This window comes from Mesorhizobium sp. B2-4-3 (assembly GCF_006442815.1).
Lineage (GTDB): Bacteria > Pseudomonadota > Alphaproteobacteria > Rhizobiales > Rhizobiaceae > Mesorhizobium.
Map to the genome: position 1 here is coordinate 16,529 of NZ_VFVL01000038.1, position 18,193 is coordinate 34,721.

The 18,193-nt window shown below is 64.4% G+C and carries 21 protein-coding genes and 1 pseudogene; 13 read left to right on the forward strand and 9 right to left on the reverse strand.

From position 1 onward, the window contains the following. The first annotated feature begins 246 nt into the window (after nucleotides 1-246). The 3 genes from FJ956_RS26655 to FJ956_RS26665 all read left to right on the forward strand — a co-directional run bounded on the left by FJ956_RS26655 (nucleotide 247) and on the right by FJ956_RS26665 (nucleotide 3,662). On the forward strand, nucleotides 247-1,677 hold the full coding sequence (locus FJ956_RS26655) for a DHA2 family efflux MFS transporter permease subunit (protein ID WP_140683889.1): 1,431 nt from the start codon (nucleotides 247-249) through the stop codon (nucleotides 1,675-1,677). A gap of 288 nt (nucleotides 1,678-1,965) precedes the next feature. Next, the gene (rlmN, locus tag FJ956_RS26660; RefSeq protein ID WP_140683887.1) at nucleotides 1,966-3,198 is read left to right on the forward strand and encodes a 23S rRNA (adenine(2503)-C(2))-methyltransferase RlmN; all 1,233 of its coding nucleotides are present in this window, start codon (nucleotides 1,966-1,968) and stop codon (nucleotides 3,196-3,198) included. Beyond that, nucleotides 3,195-3,662 (forward strand): hypothetical protein, encoded by a 468-nt coding sequence (locus FJ956_RS26665; RefSeq protein WP_140683885.1) that lies wholly within the window; start codon nucleotides 3,195-3,197, stop codon nucleotides 3,660-3,662. Before rlmN ends, FJ956_RS26665 begins: the two co-directional genes overlap by 4 nt. A 3-nt stretch (nucleotides 3,663-3,665) precedes the next feature. On the opposite strand, the gene FJ956_RS26670 is transcribed toward FJ956_RS26665, so the two are convergent. Further along, the gene (locus tag FJ956_RS26670; RefSeq protein ID WP_140683883.1) at nucleotides 3,666-4,307 is read right to left on the reverse strand and encodes a LysE family translocator; all 642 of its coding nucleotides are present in this window, start codon (nucleotides 4,305-4,307) and stop codon (nucleotides 3,666-3,668) included. 181 nt (nucleotides 4,308-4,488) lie between these two features. On the opposite strand from FJ956_RS26670, the gene FJ956_RS26675 reads away from it, so the two are divergent. Next, nucleotides 4,489-5,709: an argininosuccinate synthase gene (locus tag FJ956_RS26675; protein WP_140683881.1), complete on the forward strand. Its 1,221-nt coding sequence runs from the start codon at nucleotides 4,489-4,491 to the stop codon at nucleotides 5,707-5,709. 162 nt (nucleotides 5,710-5,871) lie between these two features. Here the strand turns inward: FJ956_RS26675 and FJ956_RS30925 are convergent. Both FJ956_RS30925 and FJ956_RS26685 read right to left on the reverse strand, forming a co-directional pair. Then, nucleotides 5,872-5,991, reverse strand: a pseudogene (locus FJ956_RS30925) (GIY-YIG nuclease family protein); the annotation flags it as partial. Between the two features lie 298 nt (nucleotides 5,992-6,289). Next, nucleotides 6,290-7,093 carry a lytic transglycosylase domain-containing protein gene (locus tag FJ956_RS26685; protein ID WP_140683877.1) on the reverse strand — a complete coding sequence of 268 codons (804 nt, stop codon included), beginning with the start codon at nucleotides 7,091-7,093 and terminating at the stop codon, nucleotides 6,290-6,292. Between the two features lie 328 nt (nucleotides 7,094-7,421). On the opposite strand from FJ956_RS26685, the gene FJ956_RS26695 reads away from it, so the two are divergent. Both FJ956_RS26695 and FJ956_RS26700 read left to right on the forward strand, forming a co-directional pair. Continuing rightward, the gene (locus FJ956_RS26695) at nucleotides 7,422-8,519 is read left to right on the forward strand and encodes a putative zinc-binding metallopeptidase (RefSeq protein WP_140683875.1); all 1,098 of its coding nucleotides are present in this window, start codon (nucleotides 7,422-7,424) and stop codon (nucleotides 8,517-8,519) included. Nucleotides 8,520-8,584: 65 nt separating this feature from the next. Then, nucleotides 8,585-9,190 carry a DUF1236 domain-containing protein gene (locus FJ956_RS26700; protein ID WP_140683873.1) on the forward strand — a complete coding sequence of 202 codons (606 nt, stop codon included), beginning with the start codon at nucleotides 8,585-8,587 and terminating at the stop codon, nucleotides 9,188-9,190. Between the two features lie 69 nt (nucleotides 9,191-9,259). On the opposite strand, the gene FJ956_RS26705 is transcribed toward FJ956_RS26700, so the two are convergent. Together FJ956_RS26705 and FJ956_RS26710 are read right to left on the reverse strand one after the other, a co-directional pair. Beyond that, nucleotides 9,260-9,559 carry a HigA family addiction module antitoxin gene (locus tag FJ956_RS26705; protein ID WP_140683871.1) on the reverse strand — a complete coding sequence of 100 codons (300 nt, stop codon included), beginning with the start codon at nucleotides 9,557-9,559 and terminating at the stop codon, nucleotides 9,260-9,262. A 32-nt stretch (nucleotides 9,560-9,591) separates the two neighbouring features. Further along, on the reverse strand, nucleotides 9,592-9,873 hold the full coding sequence (locus FJ956_RS26710) for a type II toxin-antitoxin system RelE/ParE family toxin (protein WP_140683869.1): 282 nt from the start codon (nucleotides 9,871-9,873) through the stop codon (nucleotides 9,592-9,594). A 174-nt stretch (nucleotides 9,874-10,047) separates the two neighbouring features. Here FJ956_RS26710 and FJ956_RS26715 point away from each other — a divergent pair, with 174 nt between their 5' ends. The 4 genes from FJ956_RS26715 to rpsP all read left to right on the forward strand — a co-directional run bounded on the left by FJ956_RS26715 (nucleotide 10,048) and on the right by rpsP (nucleotide 13,647). After that, complete coding sequence (locus tag FJ956_RS26715) at nucleotides 10,048-10,998, forward strand: CPBP family intramembrane glutamic endopeptidase (RefSeq protein WP_140683867.1); 951 nt, start codon at nucleotides 10,048-10,050, stop codon at nucleotides 10,996-10,998. A gap of 271 nt (nucleotides 10,999-11,269) precedes the next feature. After that, the gene (ffh, locus tag FJ956_RS26720; RefSeq protein ID WP_140683865.1) at nucleotides 11,270-12,865 is read left to right on the forward strand and encodes a signal recognition particle protein; all 1,596 of its coding nucleotides are present in this window, start codon (nucleotides 11,270-11,272) and stop codon (nucleotides 12,863-12,865) included. Between the two features lie 7 nt (nucleotides 12,866-12,872). Then, nucleotides 12,873-13,199, forward strand: a complete 327-nt coding sequence (locus FJ956_RS26725) for a chorismate mutase (RefSeq protein WP_140683863.1) — start codon at nucleotides 12,873-12,875, stop codon at nucleotides 13,197-13,199. Between the two features lie 46 nt (nucleotides 13,200-13,245). After that, nucleotides 13,246-13,647 (forward strand): 30S ribosomal protein S16, encoded by a 402-nt coding sequence (gene rpsP / locus FJ956_RS26730; protein WP_140683861.1) that lies wholly within the window; start codon nucleotides 13,246-13,248, stop codon nucleotides 13,645-13,647. A 79-nt stretch (nucleotides 13,648-13,726) separates the two neighbouring features. On the opposite strand, the gene FJ956_RS26735 is transcribed toward rpsP, so the two are convergent. The 3 genes from FJ956_RS26735 to FJ956_RS26745 all read right to left on the reverse strand — a co-directional run bounded on the left by FJ956_RS26735 (nucleotide 13,727) and on the right by FJ956_RS26745 (nucleotide 15,086). Continuing rightward, nucleotides 13,727-13,990: a YMGG-like glycine zipper-containing protein gene (locus tag FJ956_RS26735; RefSeq protein ID WP_095770014.1), complete on the reverse strand. Its 264-nt coding sequence runs from the start codon at nucleotides 13,988-13,990 to the stop codon at nucleotides 13,727-13,729. A 147-nt stretch (nucleotides 13,991-14,137) separates the two neighbouring features. Beyond that, complete coding sequence (locus FJ956_RS26740) at nucleotides 14,138-14,665, reverse strand: SRPBCC family protein (RefSeq protein ID WP_140683859.1); 528 nt, start codon at nucleotides 14,663-14,665, stop codon at nucleotides 14,138-14,140. 10 nt (nucleotides 14,666-14,675) lie between these two features. Then, nucleotides 14,676-15,086 (reverse strand): DoxX family protein, encoded by a 411-nt coding sequence (locus FJ956_RS26745; protein WP_140683857.1) that lies wholly within the window; start codon nucleotides 15,084-15,086, stop codon nucleotides 14,676-14,678. Between the two features lie 136 nt (nucleotides 15,087-15,222). On the opposite strand from FJ956_RS26745, the gene FJ956_RS26750 reads away from it, so the two are divergent. From FJ956_RS26750 to FJ956_RS26760, 3 genes are all read left to right on the forward strand, one after another. Next, a complete protein-coding gene (locus tag FJ956_RS26750; RefSeq protein ID WP_140683855.1) occupies nucleotides 15,223-15,630 on the forward strand; it encodes an ACT domain-containing protein in 408 nt (135 codons plus the stop codon). A gap of 101 nt (nucleotides 15,631-15,731) precedes the next feature. Then, complete coding sequence (locus FJ956_RS26755; RefSeq protein WP_140683853.1) at nucleotides 15,732-16,001, forward strand: type II toxin-antitoxin system prevent-host-death family antitoxin; 270 nt, start codon at nucleotides 15,732-15,734, stop codon at nucleotides 15,999-16,001. Continuing rightward, nucleotides 15,998-16,411: a hypothetical protein gene (locus FJ956_RS26760; RefSeq protein WP_140683851.1), complete on the forward strand. Its 414-nt coding sequence runs from the start codon at nucleotides 15,998-16,000 to the stop codon at nucleotides 16,409-16,411. The genes FJ956_RS26755 and FJ956_RS26760 overlap by 4 nt, the downstream gene beginning before the upstream one ends. A 341-nt stretch (nucleotides 16,412-16,752) precedes the next feature. Here FJ956_RS26760 and FJ956_RS26765 read toward each other — a convergent pair whose 3' ends face one another. Next, complete coding sequence (locus FJ956_RS26765) at nucleotides 16,753-17,787, reverse strand: aspartate-semialdehyde dehydrogenase (RefSeq protein ID WP_140683849.1); 1,035 nt, start codon at nucleotides 17,785-17,787, stop codon at nucleotides 16,753-16,755. Nucleotides 17,788-18,193 lie beyond the last annotated feature (406 nt).

The window sequence follows — 18,193 nt, forward strand, 5'->3', positions numbered from 1 at the left end:
TGATCGATTTTCAGCCGACCATGGCGGGAGCGAGCCCCGCTCCGCCCTGGCACAGGCGGCAGGGCTCAAAATTTGTTGACCTCTGTGCCAGTCGAAATCGCTATCGCTTCGCATCGATCGGGACATAAAGCAGTCCGGTGCGGTGGGGGTCCAGGCCGGCTGGGCCGCACGACATCGACGCCCGGCTTGATCGTGGATGGCCCACAGGCGGGCCACCGCTTCCTGCACGACGGAACTGGCGGACAATTGGAACAGCATCTCTTTGCGACCGAGCGCGACCCGCGTCTCAAGCTGATCATCCCTTCGATCGTCGCCATCGCCTTCCTGATGGAACAGCTCGATTCCACCATCCTCACCACCGCCATCCCCGCTATCGCGCGGAGCCTCGACACCACGCCGGTCCGGCTCAATTTGGCGATCACCACTTACATCCTGACCCTGGCTGTGTTCATTCCCGTCAGCGGCTGGTTCGCCGACCGGTTCGGCGCGCGAAAAATCTTTGCCCTGGCGCTCTTCACCTTCACCCTCGGCTCGGTCCTGTGCGGCGTGGCCGACAGCGTCGGCATCCTTCTGGCCATGCGCGCGCTGCAGGGACTGGGCGGCGCCATGATGACGCCGGTCGGGCGGCTGATCCTGTTGCGCTCCTTTCCGCGCAGCGGGCTGATCACCGCCATGACCTACATGACCTTGCCGGCGATCGTCGGTCCCGTCATCGGGCCGCTGCTCGGCGGCCTCTTGACCACCTATGCTTCCTGGCGCTGGATCTTCTACGTCAACGTGCCGTTCGGCCTCATCGGCATCTTCGCCGCCTTGCGCTTCGTCGACGATTTCCACGGCGAGGAGGCGCAGCCTTTCGACTTCGCAGGCTTCCTGATGGTGGGGGCCGGCGCAGCACTGCTGCAGTTCGGCCTGGAGAGTATCGGCAGGCCGATCATTTCCTCGCTGGCGACCACGCTGGTGCTGGCCGCATCGGTCCTGCTGCTGCTCGCCTTCGGCCGCTATGCGCGCCGTGTCGCGGCGCCCGCGGTCGATCTCACGCTGTTTCGCTTCCGCTCCTTCTGGGTCGGCACGCTGGCCGGAGGGCTGTGCCGCATCGGCCTCAACGGCGCGCCGTTCCTGTTGCCGCTGATGCTGCAGGTCGGCTTCGGCATGAGCCCGGTCACGTCCGGCTCGCTGACCTTCGTCGGCAGCTTCGGCGCCTTGCTGATGCGGCCGCTGCTGTCGTTCTTCCTGCGGCGCTTCGGCTTCAAGGCCGTGCTGAGCGGCAGCGCTGTGGTCGGCTCTGTTGCCGTGGCGGGCTTTGCCCTGCTCAGCGCCGACACCCCGCATTGGCTGATCGGCCTCTATGTCTTTTTCTTCGGCATCGTCCGCTCGGCGCAGTTCATGTCGTCCAACACGCTGTCCTATGCCGACCTGCCGGGCGAGAAGCTCAGCCGCGCCACCAGCCTCGGCGGCGTCCTGCAGCAGCTCAGCGTCTCGCTCGGCGTCTCGATCGCCGCCATGGTGCTCGGCCTCGTCTCCGGCCAGGCGCATGCGCCGACGGCGGACCAGTTCCATTGGGCGTTCCTGCTGACGGCGGCGATCCCGCTGCTTTCCATTCCGGGGTTCTTCTTCCTGCATCCGGAAGACGGCCAGCAGGTCAGCGGCCATCGCCGCAAGGCGGATGCTCAAGAGTAAGCCTGACGCAGTCTCTTCCTTTTCCCCTTGTGGGAGAAGGTGGATCGGCGCGCTAGCGCCGAGACGGATGAGGGGTGTTCCAGCGGAGTGAGACGCTGGCAAACTTGCCGTCTTCTCCGGCATCGCCAAGCTGGAGCACCCCTCATCCGTCGCCTTCGGCGACACCTTTCCCCACAAGGGGGAAGGAAAGGCCGGCGCATGACTCTGCCGCCGAGCTGTGCTATGCGCCGCGCTTCCATCTGCGGCGGATGCTGAAATCGGCCGCAAATCGCTTATATTGGCGCCACCATGACCGTTTCGCTTGATCTTACCGCCGAAGGCGCTCGTGACGCATTGCGCCGCGCAACACCGGCCGAGAAGCCGTCGCTGATCGGCTTGACCCGCGCCGAGCTCGGTGAAGCTCTCATCAGTGCCGGCATTGTGCCGGAGCGCCAGGCCAAGATGCGCGCCCAGCAGCTATGGCACTGGATGTATGTTCGCGGCGTTTCCGACTTCGCGCATATGTTCAACATCTCCAAGGACCTGCGCGCCGAGCTCGACAAGCATTTCACCGTCGCGCGGCCGGAAATCGTCGAGGAGCAGATCTCTTCCGACGGCACGCGCAAATGGCTGTTCCGCTTTCCGCCGCGCGGCGCCGGCCGTCCCGTCGAGATCGAGACCGTCTACATTCCCGAGGAAGGCCGCGGCACGCTCTGCATTTCCTCGCAGGTCGGCTGCACGCTCACCTGCTCCTTCTGCCACACCGGCACGCAGAAGCTGGTGCGCAACCTCACCGCCGAGGAGATCCTGGCGCAGCTGCTCACCGCGCGCGACCGCCTCGGCGACTTCCCCGACCGCGACACGCCGGACGGCGCCATCGTGCCGGCCGAGGGCAGAAAAGTTTCCAACATCGTCATGATGGGCATGGGCGAGCCGCTCTATAATTTCGAGGCGGTGAAGAAGGCGCTGCTGATCGCCTCCGACGGCGACGGGCTTTCCTTGTCAAAAAGACGCATCACGCTGTCGACCTCCGGCGTGGTGCCGGAGATCGCCCGCACCGGCGAGGAGATCGGCGTCATGTTGGCGATCTCGCTGCACGCCACCAATGACGACCTGCGCGACCTGCTCGTGCCGATCAATAAGAAGTTCCCGCTGAAAGACCTGATCGCCGCCTGCAAGGCCTATCCGGGCCTTTCCAACGCCAAGCGCATTACCTTCGAATATGTGATGTTGAAGGACGTCAACGATTCCCTCGACGACGCCAAGGCGCTGATCAAGCTGCTCAGGGGCATTCCGGCCAAGATCAACCTGATCCCGTTCAACCCGTGGCCCGGCACCAACTATCAGTGCTCGGACTGGGAGACGATCGAGAAGTTCGCCGACTACATCAACAATGCCGGCTACGCCTCGCCGATCCGCACCCCGCGCGGCCGCGACATCCTCGCCGCCTGCGGCCAGCTCAAGTCGGAATCCGAGCGCATGCGCAAGGTCGACCGCTTGGCGCTCGAGGCCATGATGATCGCGGGACACGGCGAGGCGTGAGGCGCATCGTCGCCTACCTCATTCGCTTCGCCGCCATCCTGGTCGGCTATATCGTCGCCTCGCTGGCGGCGAGCGCCTTCCTCAACATTCTGGTCCTGGCGCATCTGGGCTACACGCCGGCCGATCCGCAGCCGACGGCCACCGCCTCGCTCTATTTCTCGGTGCCTTTCGTGGCGCTGTTCGTCGCCTATTTCGCCTTCATGCCTGCGGCTGTCGTCATTTTGATCGCCGAGCTGCTCGGCCGCCGCGACTGGCTGTTCTACGCGCTCGGCGGCGCCGTCATCGCCCTCGTCTTCCTCGGCTTCGTGCACAATGTGGGCGATGCCAATTTCGATGTCACCGAAACCAACGCCAGGCTGGCCGTGATCGGCTCCGGCATGGTCGGCGGCATCTTCTACTGGCTCTCCGCCGGTCGCTGGGCCGGAAGCTGGCGCCGCGCGCCGTTGCCAGACCTGGAGCCGTGAACCCTACTTCGCCTGCGCCGTCAGGATCTTGAGCGCGAAGGCCGAGAACACGCCGGCAAACAGATAATCGACCACGCGTGTGACGCGCGGGCTGGCCTTCATCGCCGCCGAGAACTTTTCCGCCGCCAGCACCATCGGCACCGTCACCGGGGTCGACAGCACGACGAACATCACGCCGAGGAAGAACAGCTTTCCGGACGCGTTCGGATCGTGCGCGGAGACGAATTGCGGCAGGAAGGTCATGAAGAACAGGATGATCTTGGGGTTGAGCAGGTTGACGCCGAGCCCGGCCGCCCAGCTGCGGAACAGCGAGACCTGCGGTCCCGTCCTCTTTTCCGGCGAGAAGGCCGAGCCTTTCGTCACCGCTTGAAAAGCCAGGAACACCAGATAGCCGGCGCCAAAAATCTTCAGGATGAAGAAGGCCATCGGCGAGGCGACGATCAGCGCCGAGATGCCGACCACCACCAGCGTGGTGTGGATCAGCGTGCCGCAGAGCGCGCCGGCCATGGAGGCGAAGCCGGTGGCGCGGCCCTGGCTCAGCGTGCGCGACACGAACAGCGTCATGTCCGGCCCCGGCGTGATCGCCAGGATGACGGTGGCGATGGCGAACTGGATCAGCGTCGAAGTGTCGGGGATGAAGGACATGGGTCGCCTCGGGGGTGGATCGCGAGCCCTATAACGCGGCTATTTTGGCGACGCCAGCATCTGCCCAGGCAAGCATCTGGCCCAGCCTGTGCCATCGGCAGGCATCCGTTCGTCTCTTGCGCCGCCCTGAAAGGCCGTGATACCTCGCCCCGCGAAGCTCTTTTCCCGCGGAACCACCAAAATGTCCAAGTTCAAGAACGTCAAGAAAGTCGTGCTCTCCTATTCCGGCGGCCTCGACACCTCCATCATCCTGAAATGGCTGCAGACCGAGCTCGGCGCCGAGGTCATCACCTTCACCGCGGATCTCGGCCAGGGCGAGGAGCTGGAGCCGGCGCGGCGCAAGGCCGAGATGATGGGCATCAAGGACATCCGCATCGTCGACGTGCGCGAGGAATTCGTCGCCGACTTCGTCTTCCCGATGTTCCGCGCCAACACCGTCTATGAAGGCACCTATCTGCTCGGCACCTCGATCGCCCGGCCGCTGATCTCCAAGCATCTGGTCGAGATCGCCAAGGAGACCGGCGCCGACGCCATCGCCCATGGCGCCACCGGCAAGGGCAACGACCAAGTCCGCTTCGAGCTGTCGGCCTATGCGCTGAACCCCGACATCAAGGTCATCGCGCCGTGGCGCGACTGGTCGTTCAAGTCGCGCACCGACCTGCTCAACTTCGCCGAGCAGCACCAGATCCCGGTGCCGAAGGACAAGCGCGGCGACGCGCCCTTCTCGGTCGACGCCAACCTCCTGCACTCCTCCTCCGAGGGCAAGGTTCTGGAGGATCCGTGGAGCGAACCGCCGGAATTCGTGCATCAGCGCACCGTTTCGCCGATGGACGCGCCCGATGCCGTCACCGAGATCGAGATCGAATTCCTCAAGGGCGACCCGGTCGCGCTCAACGGCAAGAAGCTGTCGCCGGCCACCATGCTGGCGGCGCTGAACGACCTCGGCCGCGACAACGGCATCGGCCGCCTCGACCTGGTCGAGAACCGCTTCGTCGGCATGAAGTCGCGCGGCGTCTACGAGACCCCCGGCGGCACCATCCTGATCGCCGCGCACCGCGCCATCGAATCGATCACGCTTGACCGGGGCGCCGCCCACCTCAAGGACGAGTTCATGCCGCGCTACGCCGAGCTCATCTACAACGGCTTCTGGTTCGCGCCCGAGCGCGTCATGCTGCAGGCGATGATCGACAAGAGCCAGGAAGACGTCGAAGGCACGGTGCGGCTGAAGCTCTACAAGGGCAATGTCATGGTCACCGGCCGCAAGTCGAAGAAGACGCTTTATTCCGATGCGCTGGTCACCTTCGAGGACGACCGCGGCGCCTACGACCAGAAGGACGCCGAGGGGTTCATCCGGCTGAATGGCCTGCGGCTGCGGACGCTGGCGGCAAGGAACCGTCGCTGAAGCTGCTTCCCCGCAAGGGCAGAGGGTGCTGTCCCGCCAACCTGTCCTTCGTCATTCTAGGGCGGAGCAAGGAGCGAAGCGACGCGCGCAGACCCTAGAATCCATTCCGTGACGGTTGAGAACCGCCACGGTGCAGAACGTTTCACCAGCCAATCCCGCGAAAGTGAAGCTGGAGCCTCGGCCGGACTTATGCTCGGGCGTCCGACGAGCAAGGGCGTTGGTGACGCCGACATAGGTCGTGCCGCCTTCCTTGCTTGCTGTCACGTAGACATAGCCTGTCATCGATTGATGTTAGCTGGCCTTGTTGCAGGTGACCATTCTGGACCGCTGCATCTTACGGTCAATGTCACGGCATGGATTCTAGGGTCTGCGCGCGTCGCTTCGCTCCTTGCTCCGCCCTAGAATGACGAAGGATAGGTCGCCGTTTCACGCGCAAGGACCCCCTCCGTCGCTTCTGGCGACATCTCCGCCGAGGCACCCGAGAGGGGAGATACCTGCTTCCCGGCTTTCGCCAATCTCCAAGTCCAACAAAAAAGCCCGGCGCATGGCCGGGCTGTTCTGCTCAACAGAGATTCAAAGATCAATCCGCGTCGATCGCCTCGCCGATGCGGGCAATGGCCTGCTGATAGACGCTTGCCGAATTCCAGCCGGCGATGGCGCCCATATTGGCCTCGTAGCTTGCGCCGGCATGCCAGCCATGGCCCTTGAGGTAGTTGGCGGTGGAAGCGAGCGCTGTATTCCTGTCGCGCAGGTTTCTGCTGCCGACGCCGTATTTCATGACGTTTCCGGGCAGGAACTGAGTGTGTCCGATCTCGCCATGCATGGCGCCGACGGACGAGGCGCTCAATGCCCCGCTATCGACAAGCTTCAGCGCGGCGATGGCGTGCGGCGCGAAATAGTCCGGGCGGCGGCAGTCATAGGCGAGCGTCAGGATGGCCGACACCGTGTTCTGGTTGCCCATCGAGGCGCCGAAGCCGGTCTCCATGCCCCAGATGGCGAGCAGCACGCCCGGCGGTACGCCATAGGTCCGCTCGATATTGGCGAACATCGCCGCGTTCGCCTTCTTCAGCGCACGGCCTCTCGAGATGATGGCGGAAGCGCCGCGGCGCTTCATGAAGGCCTCCACCGAGCCGCTGAAAGCCTTGTGGATGGCGCGATCGGCCGAAATCGTCCTTGTCGCGTAGGTCGCCCCGGCCAGCGCCGAAAGGCCCCTTTGGCCGACGCCGTTGGCCTTGGCCTCGGCGGCAAAGTCCTGCTTCCAGGCGTCGAAGCCGGCGCCGTTCTTGCCGCAGCTGGCCGCGGCTTCAGCCCCTGTCGCCAGCCCAAGCACCGCCACCACCGCCGCGGCGGCTACGAAAATCCGTCCTTTGGCAAAAAATGCCATTATCCTTCTCCTGGTTGCCTTGAATCACGTCCCGGTTGCGAATTTGCCAGCGAAACGCCCGGTTGTCACCGCCCTCGCGGGGGACGTGACATCCGACACTGGCGAAAGAAGGGCAATTTGCCTACGATCAGCCATCAGGTGTGGCGGGCTTGCCTCATGAAAGACGTTGATGTCGTAGGCATTGGCGCCGGCTCGGCAGGGCTTGCCGCGGCGAAAGCGCTTCGAGCGGCCGGACTTTCCTTCCATCTTCTCGAGGCAATGGACCGATCGGCGGCCGCGCCTGGACTAGCGACCGAGGCTTCCGCCTCTTCCGCATGTTGGAAACAAGATGAAGCTGTTCGACTGTCCAAACTGCGGCCACCGCCTTTATTTCGAGAACGCCCGGTGTCTGAACTGTTCCAGCCTGGTGCTCTACGACCCGTATGAAGCACGCTTCCTGCTGGCGGGTGCGAGCGGCGTTGCCGCATGCGGCAATGCCGACGAGTGCGCCTGCAACTGGCGCGCCGAGCCGGATCACGCCTTCTGCCATGCCTGCACGCTCAACCAGCTGATCCCGGACCTGTCGGTCGACGGCAACCGCCAGCGCTGGATCCGCGTCGAAGCAGCGAAGAAACGCGCCATCTATTCACTGCTTGCCTTTGGCCTGCCGGTGGTGCCCAAGACCGGCCCGGGCGACGAGATTGGGCTTGCCTTCGACTTCCTCGCCGATCCGATCGGCGCCGGTCCGGGCGGAGAGCGCATCCTGACCGGCCATGACAACGGCCTGATCACGCTCAACGTTGCCGAAGCCGATTCCGCCGAGCGCGAGCGACGACGCGTCGAAATGGGCGAGAATTACCGCACCCTGCTCGGCCATTTCCGCCACGAGCTCGGCCACTATTATTGGGACCGGCTGATCCGTGACGATCCCGCGCGACTTTCGGCCTTTCGCTCGCTCTTCGGCGACGAGCAGGCCGATTACGAACAGGCCCTGAAAGCTTACTACGCCAATGGCGCTCCACCGGACTGGCAGCAGCGCCACATCTCGGCCTATGCCACATCCCATCCCTGGGAAGACTGGGCCGAGACCTGGGCGCACCATCTCCACATCACCGACACGCTGGAGATGGTTCACGCGCTGAATTTTCCGCTTGGCCGGCTGGAGACCGTGGATGCCGACGCCATCCCGCGTGGCGACACCGGCGGCCACCTGCAGCCTGCGCCTGCCGATCCCGATCGGACGCCGGAGCCATTCGAAAAGATCCTCGCCCGCTGGCTGGTGCTGTCGGAGGCCTCCAACTCGATCAACCGCTGCATGGGCCTGCCGGATCTGTACCCATTCGTCATTTCCGGGATAACGGCGCAAAAACTGACTTTCGTTCACGCGCTTTTGACCGGCTCGCCGAAAATAGATGGAACAATTCGTGAGCAGGCACCGGCATTTTAGCCGGAACGCATAAGGCCTGGTTTCGTTTCCGACCGCGAGGGAGCGTTGAAAAACGGAGTGAAACCATGAAACGCGTACTGTTTCCGGCGCTTGCCGGCGCGCTGCTCGCCATGTCGGGCACGGCCTTGGCCGACACTGCCGTCTCGGCGGTGGCCGATCTCAATGTGCGCGCCGGCCCCGGCCCGCAATATCCCGTCATTGGCGTGCTGGCCGCCGGTCAGTCGGCCACGCTCACCGGCTGCATCGAAAACAGCAAATGGTGCACGATCGCCGAAGCGGGCGGCAATGGCTGGGTCTATTCCGACTATGTGACGGGCGATTTCGGCGGCAGCCGCGTCGTGCTGACCCGCCGGCCGGCCGATGCCGGCATCGCCGTCGTGGCGCCGCCGACCGACGATGTCTACACCACGGACAGCTACACCGGCGCCATCGTTCCCAGCGACGACGCCATCGAGTCGATCGGCAGACCGCCTGCCGAGGTCGGCACCTATGTCGCCACGCACCGGGTCGATCCGGTCTATCTCGACGGCGAGGTGGTGACCGGCGCCACGCTGCCCGACACGGTCGAGCTGCGCGAAATCCCCGACTACCGGTATCGCTATGTCTATGTGAACAACCAGCCGGCGCTGGTCGATCCGGGCACGCGGCGCATCGTCTACGTGATGCGCTGATCGAGCCGGATCGCTGTCAGACGAGCGGCCGCCGGCGATGGCGGCCGTTTCTGCTCCGCTGATCGAAACTCAAGCCGCTTGCATCTGTTCAATCGAGGCGATTTCGGCCTTCTTTGCCTCGCCTTCCACGGCAAGGTCGTAACTGGCCTGCATGTTCATCCAGAACCGTGGTGTGGTGCCGAAGAACTTGGCAAGGCGGAGCGCTGTATCTGGTGTTACGGGCGTGGTTTCGCCCACGAGACGCTCGATACGCGTGCGGGGAACATGCAGCTTCTTGGCAAGCGTATATGGTTTCAGTCCAAGCGGGACAAGATACTCCTCGCGAAGGATTTCACCCGGATGGATCGGCGGGAAGATGCTGGCAGCCATCTTCATTTCCTTTCTGGTTGCGGGCGCAAGCCCTAATGGTAATCGGCGATCTCTACATCTTCGGCGCCACCGTCCACCCATCGGAAGCAGATTCTGAATTGGTCGTTGATGCGAATAGAGTGCTGTCCGGCACGATCGCCCTTCAGCGCCTCCAACCGGTTACCGGGCGGCGTCCTCAGGTCGATGAGCTCGTCAGCGTTGTCCAACATGAACAGCTTGCGTTGAGCCACGCGAACGAGATCCGCGGGAAAGCCCTTCGGAGATCGTCCCTGCGAAACCGACTCCGTTGTTTTGTTCTGGAACGAGCGTATCAACGGTGCCTTCGCATATCGTATCATAATGCGATACGCAGCAATTGTCGATAAGGACGTATCGCCCTATGATACGATTTCTAAACCGATCTCCCCGCGAGTTCCGGGAAGACGATTGCGTGGAAAACGCCGATCCCATAGATCATGCGACCTGTAAGCCTTCGGCAGGGGAGCCGCGTGACGATCGAAAATGCCGCCTTCGAGCGCTATCGCCGCTCGCCGAACGAAAAGACCAATTTGCTGCGGCTGTTCTTCGGCACGGCGATCGTCATCGCCTTGTGGATGGCGATGACGGCTCTGGTGCTGTTTGCCGGCACCTATGCCTACATCGTCTGGCGTCTCCCCGGCCCCTCGACCGGGCGCTACATGCAGGACTTCCTGGCATCGCCCACCGGCATCCTGAGCGCCCTGACCTCGTTTGCCGGCATCTGGATCGGCCTGTGGGTGGCAATGCGCTTCGTGCATGGCGAGCCGCTGTCGGCCCTGTTCGGCGTCGGCCGCCGCGTCGCGGGCGGGGATTTCCTCAAGGGCCTGGTCGCGGTGCTGATCACCTCGCTCTTTTCCGAGGTCCTGCTCTATTGGCTGCAGCCGGAGATCGCGCGCGGACCGATCGCCTTTTCGTCCTGGCTGCTCTTCCTGGTGCCGATCGTGCTGCTCGCCTTCCTGCAGACCTCGTCGGAGGAGATGCTGTTTCGCGGCTATCTGCTGCGCGGCCTCGCCTATCGCTTCAAGAGCCCGCTGATCTGGGCGCTGTTGCCCGGGCTGCTGTTCACGTCGCTGCACTGGAATTCGGCCTCGACGCTTGCCATCAATGCCTGCGTCCTGGTCTCGATCGGCGCCTTTGCCCTGCTGCTCACGCTCCTGGTCTATGTCACTGGCAATCTCGGCGCCGGTCTCGGCGCCCATCTCGGCAACAACCTGACCGGTTTCCTGCTGATCTCGCACCAGGAAGGCTACAATGGCTTTGCCCTGCTCAACGCCAAGCCGCTCGAAGGCCCCGGCTGGACCAGTTGGGACGCCGTGCTGATCGCGGCGATCGGCATCGTCAGCACGCTTCTGACGATGTTGCTGCTGTTGCACCGGCGCTCGCCGCTGCGGGTCGGGGTGACCCAGCAAAGTCCCCTGTGAGGCGCCCCAAATGGCGGCGTTTTGGCCCGAGCCTTGACTCCGCGGCCGATTTCCTGTCTAGAGCCGCTGAATTCCGCGACGAGTCTTCTTTCGCGAAAGCCGACCAGGACGCCGAAGCCTCTTTGAGGCGGGTGCTGTAAAGAGATCCTGGAGGCCAACACCCGGCAGCGCGTTGCGCCCCCGGGTGCTTTTTGGCTTTGCGCTTTTGCTTGGCGACCCGGCGCGAACGCACTACCTCTCGGTCGAACCCCACCGAGATCAAGGACCGCAGATGTTTGAATCCCTCCAGGAGCGTCTTGGCTCCATCCTGAACGGCCTGACCGGCCGCGGCGCGCTGTCCGAGGCGGATGTCTCGGCGGCGCTGCGCGAGGTGCGCCGGGCGCTGCTCGAGGCCGACGTCGCGCTGGAAGTGGTTCGCTCCTTCACCGACAAGGTGCGCGAGAAGGCGGTCGGCGCCGCCGTGCTGAAATCGATCAAGCCCGGACAGATGGTCGTCAAGATCGTCCATGACGAGCTGGTCGAGATGCTCGGCGCCGAGGGCGTCGCCATCGACCTCAATGCGCCGGCGCCCGTCGTCGTCATGATGGTCGGCCTGCAGGGCTCCGGCAAGACCACCACCTCGGCCAAGATCGCCAAGCGCCTGACCGAGCGGCAGAACAAGAAGGTCCTGATGGCCTCGCTCGACACGCGGCGGCCCGCCGCGCAGGAGCAGCTGCGCCAGCTCGGCGAGCAGACCAAGGTCGCTACCCTGCCGATCATCGCCGGCCAGAGCCCGGTCGATATCGCCAAGCGCGCCGTGCAGGCCGCCAGGCTTGGCGGCCATGACGTCGTCATCCTCGACACCGCCGGCCGCACCCATATCGACGAGCCGCTGATGGTCGAGATGGCCGACATCAAGAAGGTGTCGAGCCCGCACGAGATCCTGCTGGTCGCCGATTCGCTGACCGGCCAGGACGCCGTGAACCTGGCAAAGAGCTTCGACGAGCGCGTCGGCATCACCGGCCTTGTGCTGACCCGCATGGACGGCGATGGCCGTGGCGGCGCAGCGCTTTCCATGCGCGCCGTCACCGGCAAGCCGATCAAGCTCATCGGCACCGGCGAGAAGATGGACGGGCTGGAGGAATTCCATCCCAAGCGCATCGCCGACCGCATCCTCGGCATGGGCGACATCGTCAGCCTCGTCGAGAAGGCCGCCGAGACCATCGACGCCGAGCAGGCGGCGGCGATGGCCAAGAAGATGCAGTCGGGCAAGTTCGACCTGAACGACCTCGCCCAGCAGCTTCAGCAGATGTCGAAAATGGGCGGCATGGGCGGCATCATGGGCATGATGCCCGGCATGGGCAAGATGAAGGACCAGCTGGCCGCCGCCGGCCTCGACGACAAGATGTTCGGCCGCCAGCTCGCCATCATCTCCTCGATGACCAAGGCCGAGCGCGCCAACCCCGATATCCTGAAGCACTCGCGCAAGAAGCGCATCGCGGCCGGCTCCGGCACCGACGCGGCCGAGATCAACAAGCTGTTGAAGATGCACCGCGGCATGGCCGACATGATGAAGGCGATGGGCGGCAAGGGAAAAGGCGGCGGCCTCATGCGCGGCATGATGGGCGGCCTCGCCTCGAAAATGGGCCTTGGCGGCATGATGCCGGGGGGTATGGGTGGTATGGGGGGCATGCCCGACCTCTCCAAGATGGATCCCAAGCAGCTCGAGGCCCTGCAGAAGCAGGCGCAGGCCGCCGGTCTCGGCAAAGGCATGCCGGGCGGACTTCCCGGTGGCGGCGGACTGCCGGGCCTGCCCGGCGGCATGAAGCTTCCGGGTCTTCCGGGCCTCGGCGGCGGCGGGCTGCCCGGCCTTGGAAAAAAGAAGTGAGGGGGCGATGAACGAGGAGAAAGACATGGCCGACGCACGCGCCATCCTGGCTGGCTACCGCGCTTCGATCGACAACATCGACGCCGCCCTCATCCATATGCTGGCCGAACGCTTCCGCTGCACCAAGGCGGTCGGCGTCCTGAAGGCCGAGCATGGCCTGCCGCCCGCCGACCCCGCGCGCGAGCAGCAGCAGATCGCCCGCCTTCGCCAGCTGGCGAAGGATGCGAACCTCGACCCGGATTTCGCGGAGAAGTTCCTGAACTTCGTCGTCCGCGAGGTCATCCGGCATCACGAACAGATCGCCGCTTCCAACGGTGTGACGAAAACGGGTTGAAGAAACCCCGATCTATCCAACGAATCAGAGCTTTTAGGAGAAAACAATGGCACTGAAGATCAGACTGGCCCGTGCGGGCTCGAAGAAGCGTCCCTACTACCACGTCGTCGTCGCCGACGCCCGTTCGCCGCGCGACGGCCGGTTCATCGAGTCGCTCGGCTCGTGGAACCCGCTGCTGCCGAAGGACGGCGAGCGCGTCAAGGTCGACGCCGATCGCGTCAAGCATTGGCTCTCGCATGGCGCCCAGCCGACCGACCGCGTGCTGCGCTTCCTCGACGAGGCCGGCCTTGCCAAGCGCGAAACCCGCTCGAACCCGAACAAGGCCCTGCCCGGCAAGAAGGCGCAGGAACGTTCCGCCCTGTTGAAGAAGGCCCAGGAAGACGCGGCCGCTGCCGCCGCCGCGGCGACCGCCGCGCCGGCCGAGGCTGAAGCCGCCACCGCCGAGTAATCACGGCTTTTTTCGTTTACGAAAACGGCGGGCCCATGCCCGCCGTTTTTTCTATGTTCGATTTGTCCGGTCCGATGCCTCAATAGCCGGACGGGCAGCGCGCCACATAGACACGCCCGTAACGGTCGCGATAGCGGCACTGGCCGGCCTCGCTGGCATGGCCGATCAGCGCGCCTGCTACTGCGCCGACGGCGCCGCCGACCACCGCGCCTTGCACCGGATCGCCCGCCACCGCGGCACCGACCGCCGCACCGCCCAGGCCGCCGATCGCAGCACCCTTTTCCGTTTGCGAGCAGGCGCCGAGGGCCACCGTCAGCACCAGGATGGTAATTGCTTTCTTCATTGCTGTTCCTCTCTCAAGCGCCGTCCTCGCCGCCATGCCCTAAACTCACGAACGGCTGAATTGATCCCGCAGATGATGAAGATTGGCCGGCTACGCGCCGGCCGGATTTGTGGCGCCGAGCGTCAACGCATTGAAACTTCGTGGTTTTCACCGCTCCGCGAGGCGCTTCAGATTGCCGAGGCCGGCCTCGAAATCCTTGCCGATCAGCGTGTCGAAATTCATGAACAGGCCCATCAGCTTGGCGATGAAGGGCCTCGCGCCGCGCATCGCCCAGGTGACGGTCGTGCCCTCGCCGGCCGGCGAAAGCGAGAAATCGACAGTGTTGTTGGCCCTGAACGGCTTTTCGAAATCGAGCTTCAGCGCGACCTGCGACGACGGCACCGAATTTACGATCTCCATGCGGCCCTTGCCGGCCTTGGAATTGCCTTCCCAGGCATAGGCCGCGCCCTTGCCGCTTTCGGCGCCGGAAAGCGTGCGTTTCATGTTCGGGTCGAGTTTTTCGAAGGGCGACCATTCGGGCCAGCGCCGAAAATCGTCGATCAGCGGGAAGATCGCCTCGGCAGGCGCCTTGATGCTGGCCGAGCGGGTGACGACGAAATCGTTCGGCCGGGTCGCGGCATAGACCAGCACGGCGGCGATGACGACGACCAGGATGATGAGGATGGTGGTGAGCATTTTTCTCCCCCTATCGCGAGAACGGGATCAGCGCGCGCACCCTGGCGTCGCGCAGATAAAGCCCGCCCCACAGGATGATGCCGAGATAGACGCCGAACAGCGTGTGCGAGAAAAGCGGATTGCCAATCCGCACATGCGTCGAAATCGCGCCGCCCATATAGGCGGTGAGCAGGATGGCGCCGAGCACCGAGCTGCGCGGCAGCGCATAGAGCGCGGTCGAGATCAGCCCGATGATGCCGAGCAGCCGCGCCGTGCCGACATCGTCCGGCCAACCCAGTTGCGCCATCGTCTGGGTGACCACATCCAGCGGCGGCAGCTTGATGACGCCGTCGAAGATCATGAACAGGACGACGACGGCGCTGAGCGCCCGCCCGGCCCACAAAGCGCCTTTTGAAGCAGGCGCGGCTTCGGAAATGCTCATGGATGTTTCCTCCTGTTGATTCAAGGGCCGGCTTTCTGCCAGCTTCGAACCAAGGACGGAGAACCACGCGGCGATCCTACGGGTCGGGTGCTTTTTTTCAAAAGGGTTGTTCAGTGAAGGGAACGGAGGAGGCAAGATGACTGGTGAGACCGACCTGCAAGAACTGCTCGCGTCGATGACGCCGCGACTGCTTGCCGACGTCTATGTCTTCACGACGCTGGCGCCGGACACGCCGGTCCCCGCGGGGCTCGATCCCGTCATGCAATTTCGCGAGCGGGAAGGCGTGACCCTGATCACAACCGAAGACGAGGCGAAGGCCGCCGGCCTTGCCGGAACGTTCCGCTGCCGGATGATCACGCTCGACATCCACTCCTCGCTGGAAGCCGTCGGCTTCCTCGCCGCCATCACGAGACGGCTCGCGGCGGCCGGCATGGGCGTCAATCCGGTCTCGGCCTTTTATCACGACCATCTGTTCGTGCCGGCGGAGCGGGCGGAGGAAGCGATGGCGATATTGCGGCAACTGGCAATGGAGAGTGGCGCCTGAGCCGCGAGAAGATCGAAGAGTCGGCGCGTCTTTCATTGCCTTTGCGCAAATGCTGTTATTGCTGTATATTACAACATTGCCAGCAATTACAGGAGATCGCTATGCCCCGCCCAGGTGGTTCCTATTCGACGAGCGAGCTTTCCCGGAAGTCCGGCGACATTATCGCCGAGGCGCTGCGCCGCCCGGTGACGATCACCCAGCGCAACAAACCGCGTCTCGTGCTTCTCAACATCGAGGATTACAAGCGGCTGATGCGCCAGTCGGATGGTCGCTCTGCCGATACAATCGAGACCATGTCCGACAGCCTGTTCGCCGATTTCGAGAGCGCCGTCGAAGCCTATGCGCAGGAGGATGAAACGGGGCGGCCATGAGCTACGACGACATCCGTACGGCAACGGTCATCCGTTACCCTTACCTCTGGGCACGCGAAGCCCGCGCCGGCGAGACGGAGGGCCGGAAGGAACGGCCAGTCGCCGTCGGCGTGCGGATTGTACGAGCGGATGGCGATCTTGTCCTGTTCTTCCCGATCACCAGCAAGGAGCCGGAGAAGGCGCGGTTCGCGGCGGAGATCCCCGCCATCGAGAAGCGCCGCGCAGAGCTCGATGCCGACCGGCGGCTGTGGGTCATCCTCGACGAGTTCAACTCCGATCTCGTCGGCAAGTCCTTCTATCTCGAACCCGAGCTGCCGATCGGACGCTTCAGCAAGGCCTTCTTCCTGCCGCTGCTGCGGGAGTTCATCGTCAGACGCAAAGCCTTCACCGAAGTCACTCGCTTCCGCTAGCGTCGGCATAGCCGCGCCGTCCGTGAGCGAAAAACCAAACGGCCGAAGGCCGAGCCCGCGACCGCGGGCCGCCGGTCGTCCGGCGCCCTCGCGGAGGGCCAGCCGCGGCAGCGGCGATACGGCCCGTGAGCGAAAAACCAAACGGCCGAAGGCCGAGCCCGCGACCGCGGGCCGCCGGTCGTCCGGCGCGCCCGCGCAGGGCCAGCCGCGGCAGCGGCGGTGCGGCCCGTGAGCGAAAAACCAAACGGCCGAAGGCCGAGCCCGCGACTGCGGGCCGCCGGTCGTCCGGCGCGCCCGCGCAGGGCCAGCCGCGGCAGCGGCGGTGCGGCCCGTGAGCGAGATCAGGCCGCCTTCTTCTTCGGCTGGATCAGGCCGCGCTCGACCAGCAGCTCAGCGATCTGCACGGCGTTCAGCGCCGCGCCCTTGCGCAGATTGTCGGAGACCACCCACATCGACAGGCCGTTGTCGATGGTCGAATCCTCGCGGATGCGCGAGATGAAGGTGGCGTCCTCGCCGGCCGATTCGAGCGGCGTGATGTAGCCGCCGTCCTCGCGCTTATCGAGCACCTGGCAGCCGGGCGCCTCGCGCAGGATCTCGCGCGCTTCATCCGCCGTGATCGGCTTCTCGAACTCGATGTTGACGGCTTCCGAATGGCCGATGAACACCGGCACGCGCACGCAGGTAGCCGTCAGCTTGATCTTGGGGTCGAGCATCTTCTTGGTCTCGGCGACCATCTTCCACTCTTCCTTGGTGAAGCCGTCGTCGAGGAAGACGTCGATATGCGGGATGACGTTGAAGGCGATGCGCTTGGTGAACTTCTTGACGTCGACCTGGTCGGCAACAAACACCGCGCGGGTCTGGGTGAACAGCTCGTCCATGCCTTCCTTGCCCGCGCCGGAGACCGACTGGTAGGTGGCGACGACGACGCGCTTGATGGTGGCGACGTCATGCAGCGGCTTCAGCGCCACGACGAGCTGCGCGGTCGAGCAGTTCGGGTTGGCGATGATGTTCTTGCGCGTGAACAGCGAGATCGCGTCCGGGTTAACCTCCGGCACGATCAGCGGCACGTCCGGATCGTAGCGGAAGGCCGACGAATTATCGATGACGACGCAGCCCTGCTTGCCGATCTTCGGCGACCATTCCTTCGACACATTGCCGCCCGCCGACATGACGCAGATGTCGGTGTCGGAAAAATCGTGCTGGTCGAGCGCCTTGACCTTCAGCGTGCGGTCGCCGAAGGACACTTCGGTGCCCTGGCTGCGCCGCGACGCCAACGCCACCACTTCGCTCACCGGGAAGCCGCGCTCGTCCAGAATGTTGAGCATTTCGCGGCCCACATTGCCCGTGGCGCCGACTACCGCAACCTTGAAACTCATCTGATATCTCCTGTCCCTCTCCGCTTGGTTGTTGGAGAAACCCGCCGGCCTCGTGCGGGTTCCGCCCCCGGGCCGGACCCGGGAGAGGGTGGTTAGGCCAAGGGAATCACACCGTTTTGGTGGTGGTTTTGGCCATAGTTTTGCTGGAACGGACGGACGCGCCGAAGCGCCCAGCCCAATGCGTTACATTGTGGCTGGGGGAGTCGAATGCAAGAAGAGCCATCAAAAGGCCGCGCATCGAAAAACGATCCCGTTCGACGCGGGCTTTTACGCGGTTTGGTAGAAGAGTCAATTGGCGCAACGCTCTCCTTCTCCCCTTGCGGGAGAAGGGAGAGGCAGCGCCGCCCGCCCTGTACAATGGCGGCCGCAAGAAGTACGAACGCCGCAAATACCGTTGGCTGGCGCA